Below are 14576 nucleotides of genomic sequence, written 5' to 3' on the forward strand. Positions count from 1 at the left end.
CAGTCAGTCAGGATTTCACCACGAGACGGGTGCCAACATGACCTCGAACCAGTACGACGCCATCGTGGTGGGCGGGGGTCACAACGGCCTCGTCTCGGCGGCCTACCTAGCCCGAGCGGGACTGCGCACGGTGGTGCTCGAGGCCCGCGCGACGACTGGTGGCGCGGCCACCACCGAGCGTCCCTGGCCCGAGCACCCGCACCTCGCGGTCACCCGGCTCTCCTACGTGATGAGCCTGATGCCGCCGACCATCCTGCAGGATCTCCAACTGGAACGGCACGGCTACCGGGTGCACCCGATGGGCCCCTACTACCAGGCCTTCCCCGAAGGAGGGTCGCTCACGATCTACGAGGACGACCCGAAGCGCACCAGAGAGCAGATCGCGAAGTGGTCCTCGAAGGACGCGCGTGCCTGGGACGAGTGGAACGACTGGCTCGCCGGACTCGCCGACGTGCTCGCGCCCCTGCTGATGACCGTCCCGCCGTCGATCGGTTCCCACGAGCCGGCCGAGCTCGCCGCGCTCGCCAAGCTGGCCTGGCGCAACCGGGGCATCGACGCCCGCACCGTCGCCGACGTCACCCGCCTGATGACGATGAGCATCGCCGATCTCCTCGACGACTGGTTCGAGTCGCCCCAGATCAAGGGCGCCCTGGCCGTCAACGGAGTGATCGGCACGTGGGCCGGCCCCTACGAACCGGGCACCGCCTACGTGATGGCCCATCACTCCATCGGCGACGTGGGTGACGGCCAACTGGGCAGCTGGGGCTACCCCGAGGGCGGCATGGGGGCCGTCTCCGACGCCATCCGCCGCAGCGCGGAATCGTTCGGTGCCGAGATCCGCACCAACGCCCCCGTGGCGTCCCTGCTGGTGAAGGGCGGTCGGGTCGAGGGCGCCGTACTGGCCTCCGGCGACGAGCTGAGCGCACCACTGGTCGTCACGAGCCTGCACCCCAAGCGCGCCTTCCTCGAACAGGTCGGCGCCCAGCACCTGCCGACCGACTTCGTCCGCGACATCGAGCACTGGCGCTCGCGCAGCGGCGTGGTGAAGATCAACCTGGCCATCGACCGGCTGCCCAGCTTCACCGCCGACCCCAGCGAAGGCCAGGCCGAGCACCACACCGGCTCGGTCGAGATGGCCCCCACCATGGACTTCATCGAGAAGGCGTTCATCGAGGCCCGCGAGGGCAAGCCGGCCACGGCCCCGTTCTCCGACGGCGTCATCCCGACCACCCTGGACAAGACGCTCAACCCCGATGGCACCCACGTCTTCTCGCTGTTCACCCAGTGGGTCCCCCACGACTGGAACACCGAGCCGCACACCGAGGAACTGGAGGCCTACGCCGAGCGCCTCATCACCCTGTACGACGACGTGGCACCCGGCTTCCGGGACTCGATCATCGCCCGCGACATCGTCGGACCGCACGAGATGGAGAGCGAGTACGGGCTCATCGGCGGCAACATCTTCCACGGCGAGCTGGCCGTGGAGCAGCTGTTCCACATGCGACCAGCCCCGGGCTACGCCGACTACCGCACGCCGATCGCCGGCCTCTACAACGCCAGCTCCGCCACCCACGCCGGCGGCGGGGTCTGCGGCATCCCCGGCCTCCAGGCCGCCCGGGCCGCACTCAAGGATGCCAAGTCGGCGCGGCGGTCACCCCGACGGCTGCTGCGACGCCAGTGACCCCACCGCTTCGCGCAGGCGTCCACTCGATGCTGGAGGCGCGCACCGTCGCGGTCGTCGGGGCCAGCGACCGGCCGGACTCCTTCGGGTGGCGGATGACCACCGAGGTGCTGCGCAGCCCGGGCTTCACGCGGGTGCACCTCATCAACCCCGGCCGCAGCACCGTGCTCGGTGAGCCCTGCCTGCCGTCCCTCGCCGACGTCCCCAACCCGGTCGACCTGGTGCTGCTCGGCGTACCCGATGCCGCCCTGGTCGACCAGGTCCGGTTGGCCTCAGCTCGCGGAGACGCCGGGGCCGTGGTCTTCGGCAGCGCCCACGGGGTGCGCGATGACCTCGTGTCGGCTGCTGCCGGCCTCGAGCTCTGCGGGGCCGGGTGCATGGGCTTCATCAACGTGACCCGCGGCGTGCGAGCGATCGGCTACCTGGAGCGCGACCCGCTGCCGCCAGGTCCGATCGCCCTCGTCACACACTCCGGGTCGGTGTTCTCCGCGATGCTGCGCACCCACCGGCGCCTGCACTACTCCCTGGTCGTCTCCAGCGGACAGGAGCTGGTCACCACCACCGCCGACTACCTCGCCCAGGCCCTCTCGATGCCCGAGACCCAGGTCATCGGCCTCGTGCTGGAGACCCTGCGCGACGTACCAGCCCTGCGCGCCGGCCTCGCTGCCGCCGCCGAGCGCGACATCCCTGTCGTGGCGCTCACCGTGGGGTCGTCGGTGGTCGGCACCGCCCTGGTCGATGCCCACTCGGGTGCGCTGGCCGGCTCGGACGCCGCCTGGGAAGCCCTGTTCGCCGCCTACGGCGTGCATCGCTGCGACGACCTGGCCACCTTCACCGACAGCCTGGAGCTGTTCGCGGTCGGGCGCCGGATCCGGCACCCGGGTGCCGGGATCGCGACCGTCCACGACTCCGGCGCCGAGCGGGTCCTGGTCGCGGACGTCGCGGAGCGCACCGGCGTCCCCTTCGCGCCGCTCGCGCCCGCGACCACCCAGCGGTTGACCGAGCTCCTCGACCCCGGGCTGCAGGCCACGAACCCGCTCGATGTCTGGGGTGGCGGAGCCTCGACCGAGGACCTCTTCACGAACTGCCTCACTGCGCTCGCGGACGATGCCGCGGTCGAGGTCGTCGCGCTGGCCGTCGACCTGGTGACCGAGTACGACGGCGACGATGCCTTCCCCCGCGCCCTCACCCGGGTCCAGGCCGCCACCGACAAACCGGTCGTGGTGCTGTCCAACCTGGCCTCGGCGATCGACCAGCCACTCGCTGCCACCCTGCGCGCCCAGGGCATTCCTGTCCTCGAAGGCACCCGGTCCGGACTCATCGCACTGCGCCACCTGCGTGAGCAGGCCGCGCCCGCACTCCTGGGAACCACGCCGATCGACCTGGACCGCCAACGGCAGTGGACCGAGCGGCTCGTCACCGGCGAGGTGGAGGCGCTCGCGCTGCTGATGGACTACGGGGTCAGCGTGGTGCACTCCGAGCTGGCCGCGTCCGAGGAGGCTGCCGTCGCCGTGGCGCGCCGCCTCGGCCACCCCGTCGTCCTCAAGACCGCCAACCCGGAGGTCAGCCACAAGGTGGACGTCGACGGCGTGTGGCTCGGCCTCGCCGACGACGCCGCGGTGCGCACGGCGTACGCCGCCCTGGGCCGCCTCGGAGCGCAGGTGGAGGTGCAACGGCACGTCCCGGCAGGCGTCGAGCTGGCGATCGGCATCTGGCGCGACCCCCTGCTGGGTCCGCTCCTGGTCGTGGCCGCCGGCGGCACCCTCGTGGAACTGCTCGATGATCGGGTCGTCGCGCTGGCCCCGGTGACCGCCGACACCGCGCGCGACCTCGTCGCCCGCCTCAAGGTGGCCCGCCTGCTCGCAGGACATCGAGGGACCCTGCCTGGCGACCTCGAGGCCGTGGTCGACACGATCGTCGCCGTCTCCGACCTCGCCCACGAGCTCGGGGACCAGCTGGACGCCCTCGACGTCAACCCGCTCATCGTGACCGCCGCCGGCGCGGTCGCCGTCGATGCCCTGGTGCTGCCTCGCCGGCCAGGCTAGATCTCACGTTTCTTGCTGCGATAGTCCCGAACGTTTGGCACCTTCAGTCGGCGTGTCGCGGTGCCGAACGTTCGGGACTATCGAGTGCTCGTGGGGAACGGCAGCGCGATCGGGTCGGGTGCGAGTCTGCTGTTACCATCGGCGTCGAAGCGGTCGAGGCCGAGGTCGGTGACGTCCACCAGGTCGGTGGTCCCGGTGAGCGCGAGGTCGGCAGCCGCCCTGGCCACGCCCGGCCCCCACATCATCCCGTGACCGCCGGCGGCCGCCACGACGGTGCCGTCGACCGGTCCGTCAGCGGTCAGGAGCGGACCGAGGATCGGCAGGTGATCAGGGGTGAAGTCGATCGTGGCAGCCCAGGTCCGGCGCAGGCCGAGTGAGGCGGTCACCGGGAGCAGGGTGGCGATCCGCGAACGCATCGTGTCGTAGTAATCCCAGTCGAACGAGGTGGATTCGCCCGGAGCTTCGTCGGGGTTGCTCATCCCCCACATCACCCCGCCCTCCTCGGGACGCCAGTAGATCCCCGAGGTGACGTCGAACATCATCGGCAGCCGGTCGGGGGCGAGATCGGGGTGGGGCTCGGTGACGACCACCTGATGGCGTACGCCGCCGGACGGGATGTCGGCGCCCACCGCGCGGCCGACCGCGCCCAGGGTCGGACCACCGGTGAGCACCACACGCGTGGTGGCGATCGGACCAGAGGTGGTCTCCACGCCCGTGACCCGCCCCCCGGAGACCTGCAGGCCCTCGAACGCCGTACGTTCGCGCACGTCGACGCCGGCGGTGAACAGCGCCGCGGTGTAGGCCAGGACGTTGCGCGGCGGGTCGAGGTAACCGTCACCGGCGGCGTACGAACCTCCGAGGGTCTGGCCCGGCGCCATCGACGGATTGAGGTGGTCGAGCTCGTCGGGGTCGACCCAGCGCACGTCGAGCCCGACGGCCTGCTGCATCGCGATCCGGGCGCGCGCCAGCGTGACCTCGTCGTCGGAGAAGCAGGGCATGAAGTAGCCCTGCTCGACGAAACCCGAGTCGATGCCCAGTCGTTCGTGCTGGTCGAGGTAGAAGTCGCGGCTGAACATGCCGAGGCGGACCGCGACCTCGGTGCCACCCTGGGCCCGCACCATCCCGGCGGCCCGCGAGCTCGCTCCGGATCCCAGCGTGCCCTTCTCCAGGAGCACCACCTCGTCCAGGCCGGCCTGCCTGAGCTGCCAGGCGCACCAGGCACCGATCGTGCCGCCACCCACGACGACAGCGTCTGCACTCCGCGGCACGGCACTGGTCACAGTTCCGAGGCTGACATAGACTGAACGGTCAGTCAATGCACCCAGCCCGAAGGACGACCATGTATGGCCTGACTGCTGCCGACCTCGATCTCCAGGCCCGGGCGCGGGCATTCGCGGACGCCCTGATCCCCTACGAGGAGTACGCCGAAGCCCACGACGGCGCCCTGCCTGACGGCGTCGCCGCCGAGCAGCACGCCAAGGCCATCGACCAGGGTCTCTACGCCACCAACATGCCCACCTCGGTCGGCGGCCAGGGGTGCAGCACCCTGCAGCAGGTCCTGGTCCAGGAACAGGGCGGGCGGGTCACCAACGGACTGGCCTGGTGCCTGCACACACCGCCGGCATGGTGGCCCGGTGTGGCCAACCAGCACCAGCTCGAGACCTGGCTGCTGCCGACCGTGCGCGGCGAGAAGCAGGAGTGCTACGCGATCACCGAGGAGTACGCCGGCTCCGACGTGTCCGACCTCCAGGCGACCGCGAGGCGCGACGGCGACGACTACATCCTCGACGGGGTGAAGTGGCACGTCACCTCCTACAACGAGGCCGACTACATCTTCTTCCAGGGCGTCCTCACCGAAGGACCGCACGCCGGCGACCAGGCCCTCTTCGTGCTGGACAAGGAGACGCCCGGCGTGCGCGTGGTCCGCACCCCGGCGTACACGCACACGCTCGGCCACGAGCACCCGATCGTCGCGTTCGACGGCGTGCGGGTGCCGGCCAGTCACCTGGTGGGCAGCGAGGACGCCGGGATGACGTTCGTCTACGACTGGTTCCGCTTCGAGCGCATGATGATCGCCGCCCGCTGCCTGGGCGCCACCGAGCGGCTGATCGACGAGGCGACCGCGTTCGCCCAGCAGCGGAAGATGGGCCAGGAGATGCTGTTCGACAAGCAGCTGGTGCAGGCGATGCTCGCCGACAGCCTGACCGAGCTGTACGCCGGGCGCACCATGCTCTACACCCTGGCGCGTGCCGTGGACGAGGGTGCCGACGTGAAGGTGCTCCACGCCCAGTGCTCGATGGCCAAGCTGTTCGCCTCGGAGCTGTCGGGCCGGGTGGCGGACCGGGCGGTGCAGATCTTCGGCGGACGCGGCTACATGCGCGAGAACGTGGCCGAGCGGTTCTTCCGCGAGCTGCGCGTCGAGCGCATCTGGGAGGGTGCCAGCGAGGTGCAACGACTGATCATCGCCGGGCAGCTCGACAAGCGAGGTCGCTCCGCTCTCGTGTAAAAGTTTCGCAACCAGTGATGACTGGTGATGACTGTTCGTGACTGGTCGTGACTGCCTGAAATCGTCGCTGAAAGTGCTGGGAAACCGTCGGTTGCCAAGCGATCGTTCGCGGCATGAAACTCGGGATTCGACTACTGCTGCTCGCCCTGCTCACCGCCACGTTCAGCATCGTGACGACGTCACCGTCCTCGGCTCATTGTTGGCTCATGCGAGGAACGGCCAAGTCGCTCCCTGAGTGGTGCGGCGGCTCCACCGTGGCGACCTTCGGGATGTCGATCGGAGTGCCCGTGCGGGGTTCCGGATCGGGTACGGCATCACCCAATCCCGTTTGGGCAAGACGCGGCCTGAATCTCAAATCGGCACGTGCAACCGAGACGACGCTGTTCGCCTCAAGTCGTGTCAGTGGCGCTGGGTGCGGGTCCACATCAGGGGCTGGTACCGCGCCCGGGGCTGGGAGGCCACCTATTGTGCTCGATACGTGGCCCGCAAGGACCACCGTCCCTTGGGCATGAAGAGATGTCTGTGACTTGGCCAGACAACCCGAAGCCGACCTACGACTGGGTGTCATTGAGGTCCTCGGTCTTGGTGAGTAGCCGCGTTGGCGACCTGTCGGAGTTTGACCATCAGGCATCAGAATCGTGGCAGGACTACATCGTCGAGCACCTCAGCAGACGCCGCGGAGATTTCCTCGAGCTCATCATCCGAGATGACGTAGACGACTACACCTTCTCAGGCCGTCGCATGAAGACCGGCAAGATCGTTGCGCGCGCGACGGTGCCTGCATCGTGGTTCACGGGCGCCAGCAGCATCGAGAACAGGCCCGTCCACCGCATGATCAAGCAGCGGTTCTTCACGGATCTGGCGGTCGCCTGCGCGTTACCCCCTCCACCTCCACCTCCCGTGGAGCAGCCGTACGAGCGCTCTGCCTACGGCGGCTACACCAGCACCTTCTGGGAGGCTCGCAGGAAGGGTTTCCGCCGCCCCGAGTTCCATGCTGCAGACTGGTTCAAAGCCGACCCGCTCTGGCAGGACTACCTCGCACTCACCGAGGGAGACACGCTCAGCCTCATGGTCGGCATCGTCGACCGCGAGAAGCCACGGCGCTACGGGCGCGCCAAGCCGAACGGCGAGATCGACGCGACCGTGGACCTCCCCATCGACTGGTTCGTCGACAACGACGACCCCGACCTGACCGTGGTCGAGGCGATCCGCGACACCTACGTCTGGGGCATGACCAAGTTCGGCTGGCCCGAACCACCACCCCTGCCGAAGCGGCCCCCTCCTCCTACGGATCGGGGATGACGCCATGGCGATGACCTGGCGAGACAACCCGATGCCGACGTACGACGGCATCACACTGAGGTCGAAGGTCTTGGTGGCGGCTCGCGTAGGCGATCTGTCTGAGTTCGACTTCGACGCCTCGAGACGCTGGCGGAGCTACATCGTCGAGCACATCGATCGCCGGCGCGGAGACCTGCTCGTCCTGACCATCAGCGACGACGCGCAGGACTACTCCTTCAAGGGTGGCCGGACGAAGAAGGGCAAGGTCATCGCCCGTGCCACCGTCCCAGCCAACTGGTTCACGGGTGCCACGGACTTTGAGAACCGCCCGATTCACACCTCCATCAAGCACCGGTTCTTCACCGATCTCTCGAAAGCATGCGGATGGTCGCTCCCGCCGCCCCCACCACCTGAGCAGGATCTCCCGTCGGAGTGGTTTCGCCATGGCTCCTATGCAGGGATCGCCTTCCTCAGCGAACGCAAGGGTTTCCGCACCCCGCGCGTGGATCCCGGCGAGTGGTTCGTTCAGGACGCCGCCTGGCAGGACTACCTCGCGGTCGTCGAGAGCGACACTCTCAGCCTGGTGATCTGCATCCTTGATCGCGACAAGCCACGGCGTTCCGGCCGGCGCAAGCCCAACGGCGAGATCAACGTCAGCCTCGACCTGCCGACCCACTGGTTCCTCGACAACGACGACCCCGACGTCTGCATGGTCGAAGCCATCCGCGACACCTACGTCTGGGGCATGACCAAGTTCGGCTGGCCCGAACCACCACCCCTGCCCAAGCGCCCGAGCAGACCCGACTGACTAGGGTGGGCGACGTGTCCAGCTCAGTGCGTCCGGTGTGGGCCGGCATCGTGGACGACGCCGCGATCTTCCCGCCCGGCAACCTCGGTTTCCACGACGCCCTCGCGGCGCATCACACACGGCCCGACGACGGCCTGGTCGGTAGTTTCGTCCTCAAGGACACCGACCTGCCGCTGGCTCGGGGCGCGCACGCCCGACTCACCGTGATCCTCACCGGCGGAGCGGGCCAAGTCGCCGGCCCCTTCGGGCTGTGCCGGCGCCTCGGGCTCGACGCCGGCGCTGTGGCTGTCGCCTTGCAGGACCCCGACGACCTGCCCGGCAACGCCCGACGCGTCGTGGCCGCGGTCGACGCCGCGCGTGACGAGGGCGTCCTGACCGACGACACCGAGGTGCTCGTCGAACTGCCACACTCCCCCACCACCGCCGGCTGGCTCGCGGCCGCCGACGTCGTCGCCGAGTCGGAGCTGAGGCTCAAGTTCCGCACCGGCGGACTCGAACGGCCCGCGTTCCCCTCCCCGACCACGCTCGCCAGCTGGATCGAGGCCGCCCTCGACCGCGAGACTCCGTTCACCTGCACGGCCGGGCTGCATCACGCCGTGGCCCACACCGACGGGGCCACCGGGTTCGACCACCACGGCTTCCTCAACGTGCTGCTCGCCACCCGGGCATCCCTGGAGGGCGACGACGCGGCCGCCGTACTCGCCGAACGCGACAGCGCCGCCCTGCTGGACCTGTTCGCAGCGCACGGTGAGGACGCGATGACACGCACCCGACGCTGGTTCACCTCCTTCGGCACCTGCAGCGTCGCCGACCCCTACGACGACCTGGTAGGCCTCGGCCTCCTCGAAGCAGGCGTGGCATGAGCGGATTCGGGATCGACCACCTGCCCTTCGGGGTCTTCTCGCGACCGGGCGGCCCGCGCCAGGTCGGGGTCCGACTGGAGGACACCGTGGTCGACCTGTCGACGCTCGGGCGCCCCGAGCTCGGCACCGGCAGCCTCAACGCCTTCCTGGAGCTCGGCCGCGAGGTCTGGGACTCCACCAGGTCCGACATCGTCGAGCTGCTGACGAGCGAGGATCCCGTGCGTCTCCCGCTCGCGGAGGTCGAGCTGCACCTGCCCTTCGAGGTGGGCGACTACGTCGACTTCTACTGCTCACTGGACCACGCGACCAACGTCGGTCGGATCTTCCGGCCCGACTCGCCGGCCCTGCCGCCGAACTGGCGCCACCTCCCGATCGGCTACCACGGGCGCTCGGGCACCGTGGTGGTGAGCGGTACGCCGATCGTGCGGCCGTGCGGGCAGCGCAAGGCGCCCACCGACCCTGCTCCGACGTACGGTCGCTCCCAGCGCCTCGACATCGAGGCCGAACTGGGCTTCGTGGTCGGCAGCCGCAGCGCCATGGGCACCCGGATCGCCACCGCTGACTTCGCCGACCACGTCTTCGGCGTCGTCGGGCTCAACGACTGGTCCGCACGCGACATCCAGGCCTGGGAGTACGTGCCGCTGGGTCCGTTCCTCGGCAAGTCGTTCGCCACCACGGTCTCGGCCTGGGTCACCCCGCTGGCCGCACTCGCCGGTGCCTGGACGAACCTGCCGGGTCAGGACCCGGAGCCGTTGCCCTACCTGCGCGTGGTCGACGGCTCCTCGGGCCAGATCGGCCTGGACATCGAGGTGGAGGTCGAGCTGAACGGGTCGGTCGTCAGCCGCCCGTCGTACTCCTCGATGTACTGGTCACCCGCGCAGATGCTGGCCCACCTCACGGTCAACGGAGCCTCCACCCGGGCCGGCGACCTGTTCGGTTCGGGCACGATCAGCGGTCCCGAGCGCGAGCAGCGCGGCTCGTTCCTCGAGCTCAGCTGGGGTGGGCAGGAGCCGTTCGGCGACGGTCACACCTTCCTGCGCGACGGCGACGAGGTGACGCTGCGCTACCACGCCCCCAGTACGACGGGGGGCCGGATCACGTTGGGCGAGGTGACGGGGCGGATCGCCCCGGCGAAGGACTGAGGACCCTGCGCCCTGTCCGAACCATGTGGTTGTGTGGGTGTCCGCGGCGCGCTACTCGGGCCGCCGCATGAGGGAGGAACGCAATGACTCGACGCAGACTCACTGCGCGCATCGCGGCCGTGGTGGCCGTCGCGCTGACGATTCCGGCAGGCGCGGCGCAGGCCGGCGGCGGCATCGGCGCCAAGGGGATCGGGGACCCCTACTACCCCGACTACGGCAACGGGGGCTACGACGTCACCCACTACGGCATCAAGGTCAACTACCGCCCAGCCACCGACCGGGTCGTGGGGCGCACGATGATCACGGCCACGACCAAGAAGCGCCTGACCCGCTTCAACCTCGACCTGGTCCTGCCGGCCTCCGCCGTGCGGGTCAACGGACGTCCCGCCCGGTTCAGCCAGGGCGCGCACGAGCTGGTCGTGACCCCGCGCCGGGCGATCGGCAAGGGCCGCACGATGAAGGTGTGGGTGCGCTACGCCGGCAAGCCCGCCAACTACTCCGCCCACGGCATCTCCCCGTGGATCACCACGAAGGACGGGGCCGCCGCCGTCGGCGAGCCCGAGATCGCGCCATGGTGGTTCCCGGCCAACGACCACCCGCGCGACAAGGCGAAGTACGACGTCCGCGTCACGGTGCCGCGCAACGTGGAGGCCCTCGGCAACGGGATCCTCGTCTCGCGGGCGGTGTCGGGCAAGCAGCGCACGTGGCACTGGCGCGAGCACAAGCAGATGGCTTCCTACCTGGCCTTCTTCGTGGCCGGACAGTTCGACATCACCCGCTCGAGGACCGCTGACGGCATCCCCGTGCTCACCGCCGTGGCCAGCAACGGCGGCGCGGCCGCCCGGTTCGCCGCGCAAGACCTGGCCCGCACCCCGGAGGTGGTCGACTGGCACACCGCTGCCTGGGGCCCCTACCCGTTCGACGCCATGGGCGGCGTGGCGCCGGCCGCCAGCTTCGGCTTCGCCCTGGAGAACCAGACGCGACCGGTCTACTCACGGCTGTTCTGGACCGGCGGCTCCAACATCTACGTCGTGGTCCACGAGCTGGCCCACCAGTGGTTCGGCGACTCGGTCTCGGTGCGCAACTGGCGCGACATCTGGCTCAACGAGGGCTTCGCCAGCTTCACCGAGTGGCTCTGGTCCGAGCAGCACGCCGAGGGCACCGCTCAGCAGATCTTCGACGCCGCCTACAGCAGCTACCCGCAGAACGACTCGTTCTGGACGGTGAAGATCGGCAACCCAGGCAAGGGCAACGAGTTCAACGGCGCGGTCTACGAGCGGGGCGCCATGACGCTCCAGGCACTGCGCAACCGCATCGGGGACGGCGACTTCTTCACCGTGATGCGGACGTGGGCGCGGATCCACAAATACGAGAACGCGCAGATCTCGCAGTTCGCTTCCCTCGCCGAGCGCGTCTCGGGCAAGCAGCTCGACGGCTTCTTCCGTGCCTGGCTCTATCGTGGCGTGAAGCCCGCAGCGACCCCGGCCAACGGATTCCCGGCCGGACGCACGGGTGCTCGACCCGCGGCGATCCCGTCGCTGGCCAAGATCGCGGCCGTGCAGCGGCTGATGTCGGGAGCCGAACGACGGTGACCTGACGGACCCCAGTGGTCGGACCCCAGTGGTCGGACCCCAGTGGTCGGCCCCAGTAGTCGGCTTGCCGATCTCGTGCGACGATTTGTCCACATTGACCGGTTCGCGGGTGTCGTCGGGGGATCCACATGAAGTTCAGTCGTCTGTTGGCTCTGCTACCGATGACCCTGGTGGCACCGATCCTGGCCGCCCCGATCCTGCTGACCCCGAGCGCGAGCGCCGCACCAGCGCCGCTCGCGCCCGGGGTCGCGGCGTACTACGAGATGAACGAGGCCGACGGCACGACGGTGATGCACGACAGCGGGCCCCATGGGCTCGATGCCGCGGTCGACCCCACCGGGATCACGGCCGGGGTGCCGTTCGACGGAGCCACCGGCTACACGTGGGTGCACCGCGATCCCGAGCAGGCCCCCGCCTCGCCGGAGCGGATCATCCAGATCCCCGACAACCCCGCCCTGGAGCCCGGCAGCGGTCCCCTGACCATCGAGCTGCGCTACCGGACCAAGGAGAATTTCGGCAACATCACCCAGAAGGGTCAGTCGGCCTCCGTCGGTGGCCAGTGGAAGATCCAGGCTCCCGGCGGGATCCCCTCGTGCCTCTTCAAGGGCTCAGCGGGACAGGTCGCCACCGGGGCGATCACCCCCCTCAACGACGAGCAGTGGCACAACCTGACCTGCGCCTACTCCTCGGCCGGCGTCACGATGTACGTCGACGGGGTCTACCGCAGCCGCAAGCTCGGCAGCGCCGGCACCATCGACAACAACATCCCGATGACCATCGGCGGCAAGATCAACTGCGACCAGATCACCGTGACCTGCGACTACTTCTCCGGCCAGATCGACTACCTGAAACTCACCAAGGCCGCCAACCTCGCGCCCGCGGCGGCCTACACCAGCTCCTGCTTCGGCCAGTTGTGCTCCTTCGACTCCAGCACGGCCGCCGACCCCGACGGCAGCCTGACCCGCTACGCCTGGGACTTCGGCGACGGCACCACCTCGACCGCGGCCAACCCGTCGCACACCTACGCGAGTGGTGGCACCTACCAGGTGCGGCTCGTCGTCACCGACAACCAGGCGGCCACCTCGACCTCGACCACCACGGTCGTCGTCGACACCAGCGCTCCGGCACCGCAGGTGAGCCTGGTCGGCTCCGCGGTCTCCGCGGCCAACAACAGCGCACCCACGGTGACGGTGCCGGCAGCGGCCAAGGTCGGCGACCGACTGCTGATGGTGCTGAGCTACAACAGCGTCAGCCGCACGGTGTCGGCCCCCACCGGAGTGACCGGCTGGACCCTGCTCGACAGCGGCACCGCCAGCACCATGGCCAGCGCCGCCTGGACCAAGGTCGTCGAGGCCGGTGACGCGGGCAAGGCGGTGGTCACGCCACTCAGCGGCACCGCCAAGTACAACCTGACCCTGGCCGCCTACACCGGGGTGGACCCGAGCCCCGGCCTCGTCTTCGCGCGCTCGACCGACGTGACGAGCACCGCGACCCGGGTGACGCCCACCGTGACGACCCCGGCCGGCGCCTGGGCCGTCTCCTACTGGGCCGACCGCTCCGGCACCACGACGGCATGGACCCCGGCCCCCTCGGTGACCACCCGGCAGTCCGCCTGCAACGCCGACGGTGGCCGCATCTGCAGCCTGTTCGCCGACTCGGCGACCGCGCTGCCCGCGTCGACGTACGGCAACATCGCGGCCAGCACCAACGCGGCCTCCGACGCAGCGACCATGTGGACCTTCGTGCTCCCGGCGGCAGCCGGACCGCCGCCCAACCAGCCCCCGACGTCCGCCTTCTCGTCGTCGTGCACCTACCTCGACTGCGTCTTCGACTCCTCGGGCTCCGGCGACAGCGACGGGACGCTCGCGGCGTACGCCTGGGACTTCGGTGACGGTACGACGTCCACGAGCGCCGACCCGACCCATTCCTACGCGCTGGCCGGGACCTACCCGGTGACCCTGGTCGTCACCGACGACGACGGGTCGAGCGCCACCGTCACCCACAGCGTGGTCGTGCAGGAGGCGCCGGTGCCCAGCGCGGTGGCCTACGTCGGCTCCGCGATCTCGGTGGCGAGCAACGCCGCACCGGCGGTCGTCGTCCCGCCCGCAGCCAACCCCGGGGACCGGCTGGTCCTGGCGCTGAGCCTGAACAGCACCGCCCGGACGTTCACCGGACCCAGTGGCGCCGGGTGGACGCTGCTGGACAACGTGGTGGCCGGAGATATGCGCACGGTCGTGTGGACCAAGGAGGTGCAGGTCGGTGACGCGGGGACCTCGGTCTCGGTGCCGCTGAACGGCGCCGCCAAGTACACCGCCACGATCGCGGCCTACGCCGGAGTGAGCACCCCGCTCGTCTTCGCCTCCGCCGCCGACACCGTCAACCACACCGCCCGAACCACGCCGACCCTGACCGCACCGCAGGGTGCCTGGTTGATCTCCTACTGGGCCGACAAGTCGAGCGCCACCACGGCGTGGACGACGCCAGCGGAAGTGACGGCTCGCCAGAGCGCCTGTGGCGCCGACACCGGCCGGATCTGCAGTGCGTTCGCCGACTCCGGCGGCGTCGTCCCGTCCGGACCTGCCGGCGGCGTCACGGCCAGCACCGACGTGGCCAGCAGCAAGGCCACCACCTGGTCGATCGTGCTGCCGCCCGCCTAGC

10 protein-coding genes are annotated in these 14576 nt (G+C 69.8%); 9 read left to right on the forward strand and 1 reads right to left on the reverse strand.

What is annotated here, in order from left to right:
• The first annotated feature begins 37 nt into the window (after nucleotides 1-37).
• Nucleotides 38-1681: a phytoene desaturase family protein gene (locus AB7I40_RS04480; RefSeq protein WP_428343842.1), complete on the forward strand. Its 1644-nt coding sequence runs from the start codon at nucleotides 38-40 to the stop codon at nucleotides 1679-1681.
• A gap of 29 nt (nucleotides 1682-1710) precedes the next feature.
• A complete protein-coding gene (locus tag AB7I40_RS04485) occupies nucleotides 1711-3726 on the forward strand; it encodes an acetate--CoA ligase family protein (RefSeq protein WP_428343843.1) in 2016 nt (671 codons plus the stop codon).
• Nucleotides 3727-3803: 77 nt separating this feature from the next.
• Here AB7I40_RS04485 and AB7I40_RS04490 read toward each other — a convergent pair whose 3' ends face one another.
• The gene (locus AB7I40_RS04490; RefSeq protein WP_428343844.1) at nucleotides 3804-5006 is read right to left on the reverse strand and encodes an NAD(P)/FAD-dependent oxidoreductase; all 1203 of its coding nucleotides are present in this window, start codon (nucleotides 5004-5006) and stop codon (nucleotides 3804-3806) included.
• A 59-nt stretch (nucleotides 5007-5065) separates the two neighbouring features.
• On the opposite strand from AB7I40_RS04490, the gene AB7I40_RS04495 reads away from it, so the two are divergent.
• From AB7I40_RS04495 to AB7I40_RS04525, 7 genes are all read left to right on the forward strand, one after another.
• Nucleotides 5066-6232, forward strand: coding sequence for an acyl-CoA dehydrogenase family protein (locus AB7I40_RS04495; protein ID WP_428343845.1), 1167 nt, complete (start codon nucleotides 5066-5068; stop codon nucleotides 6230-6232).
• A gap of 585 nt (nucleotides 6233-6817) precedes the next feature.
• Complete coding sequence (locus tag AB7I40_RS04500) at nucleotides 6818-7534, forward strand: hypothetical protein (RefSeq protein ID WP_428343846.1); 717 nt, start codon at nucleotides 6818-6820, stop codon at nucleotides 7532-7534.
• 4 nt (nucleotides 7535-7538) lie between these two features.
• Nucleotides 7539-8321, forward strand: coding sequence for a hypothetical protein (locus tag AB7I40_RS04505; protein ID WP_428343847.1), 783 nt, complete (start codon nucleotides 7539-7541; stop codon nucleotides 8319-8321).
• Nucleotides 8322-8335: 14 nt separating this feature from the next.
• The gene (locus AB7I40_RS04510) at nucleotides 8336-9184 is read left to right on the forward strand and encodes a hypothetical protein (RefSeq protein ID WP_428343848.1); all 849 of its coding nucleotides are present in this window, start codon (nucleotides 8336-8338) and stop codon (nucleotides 9182-9184) included.
• Nucleotides 9181-10326 carry a fumarylacetoacetase gene (gene fahA / locus AB7I40_RS04515; RefSeq protein ID WP_428343849.1) on the forward strand — a complete coding sequence of 382 codons (1146 nt, stop codon included), beginning with the start codon at nucleotides 9181-9183 and terminating at the stop codon, nucleotides 10324-10326. Before AB7I40_RS04510 ends, fahA begins: the two co-directional genes overlap by 4 nt.
• An 83-nt stretch (nucleotides 10327-10409) precedes the next feature.
• Nucleotides 10410-11918 (forward strand): M1 family metallopeptidase, encoded by a 1509-nt coding sequence (locus AB7I40_RS04520; protein ID WP_428343850.1) that lies wholly within the window; start codon nucleotides 10410-10412, stop codon nucleotides 11916-11918.
• A gap of 128 nt (nucleotides 11919-12046) precedes the next feature.
• Nucleotides 12047-14575, forward strand: a complete 2529-nt coding sequence (locus AB7I40_RS04525; protein WP_428343851.1) for a PKD domain-containing protein — start codon at nucleotides 12047-12049, stop codon at nucleotides 14573-14575.
• The last annotated feature ends 1 nt before the right edge of the window (nucleotide 14576 follow it).

The organism is Nocardioides sp. (genome assembly GCF_050246775.1).
Lineage (GTDB): Bacteria > Actinomycetota > Actinomycetes > Propionibacteriales > Nocardioidaceae > Nocardioides.

Excerpts from the sequence above, each read along its gene's own strand:
- AB7I40_RS04480 (WP_428343842.1), top strand. The coding sequence starts at position 38 with ATGACCTCGAACCAGTACGACGCCATCGTGGTGGGCGGGGGTCACAAC.
- AB7I40_RS04485 (WP_428343843.1), top strand. The coding sequence starts at position 1,711 with ATGCTGGAGGCGCGCACCGTCGCGGTCGTCGGGGCCAGCGACCGGCCG.
- AB7I40_RS04495 (WP_428343845.1), top strand. The coding sequence starts at position 5,066 with ATGTATGGCCTGACTGCTGCCGACCTCGATCTCCAGGCCCGGGCGCGG.
- AB7I40_RS04505 (WP_428343847.1), top strand. The coding sequence starts at position 7,539 with ATGGCGATGACCTGGCGAGACAACCCGATGCCGACGTACGACGGCATC.
- fahA (WP_428343849.1), top strand. The coding sequence starts at position 9,181 with ATGAGCGGATTCGGGATCGACCACCTGCCCTTCGGGGTCTTCTCGCGA.
- AB7I40_RS04520 (WP_428343850.1), top strand. The coding sequence starts at position 10,410 with ATGACTCGACGCAGACTCACTGCGCGCATCGCGGCCGTGGTGGCCGTC.
- AB7I40_RS04525 (WP_428343851.1), top strand. The coding sequence starts at position 12,047 with ATGAAGTTCAGTCGTCTGTTGGCTCTGCTACCGATGACCCTGGTGGCA.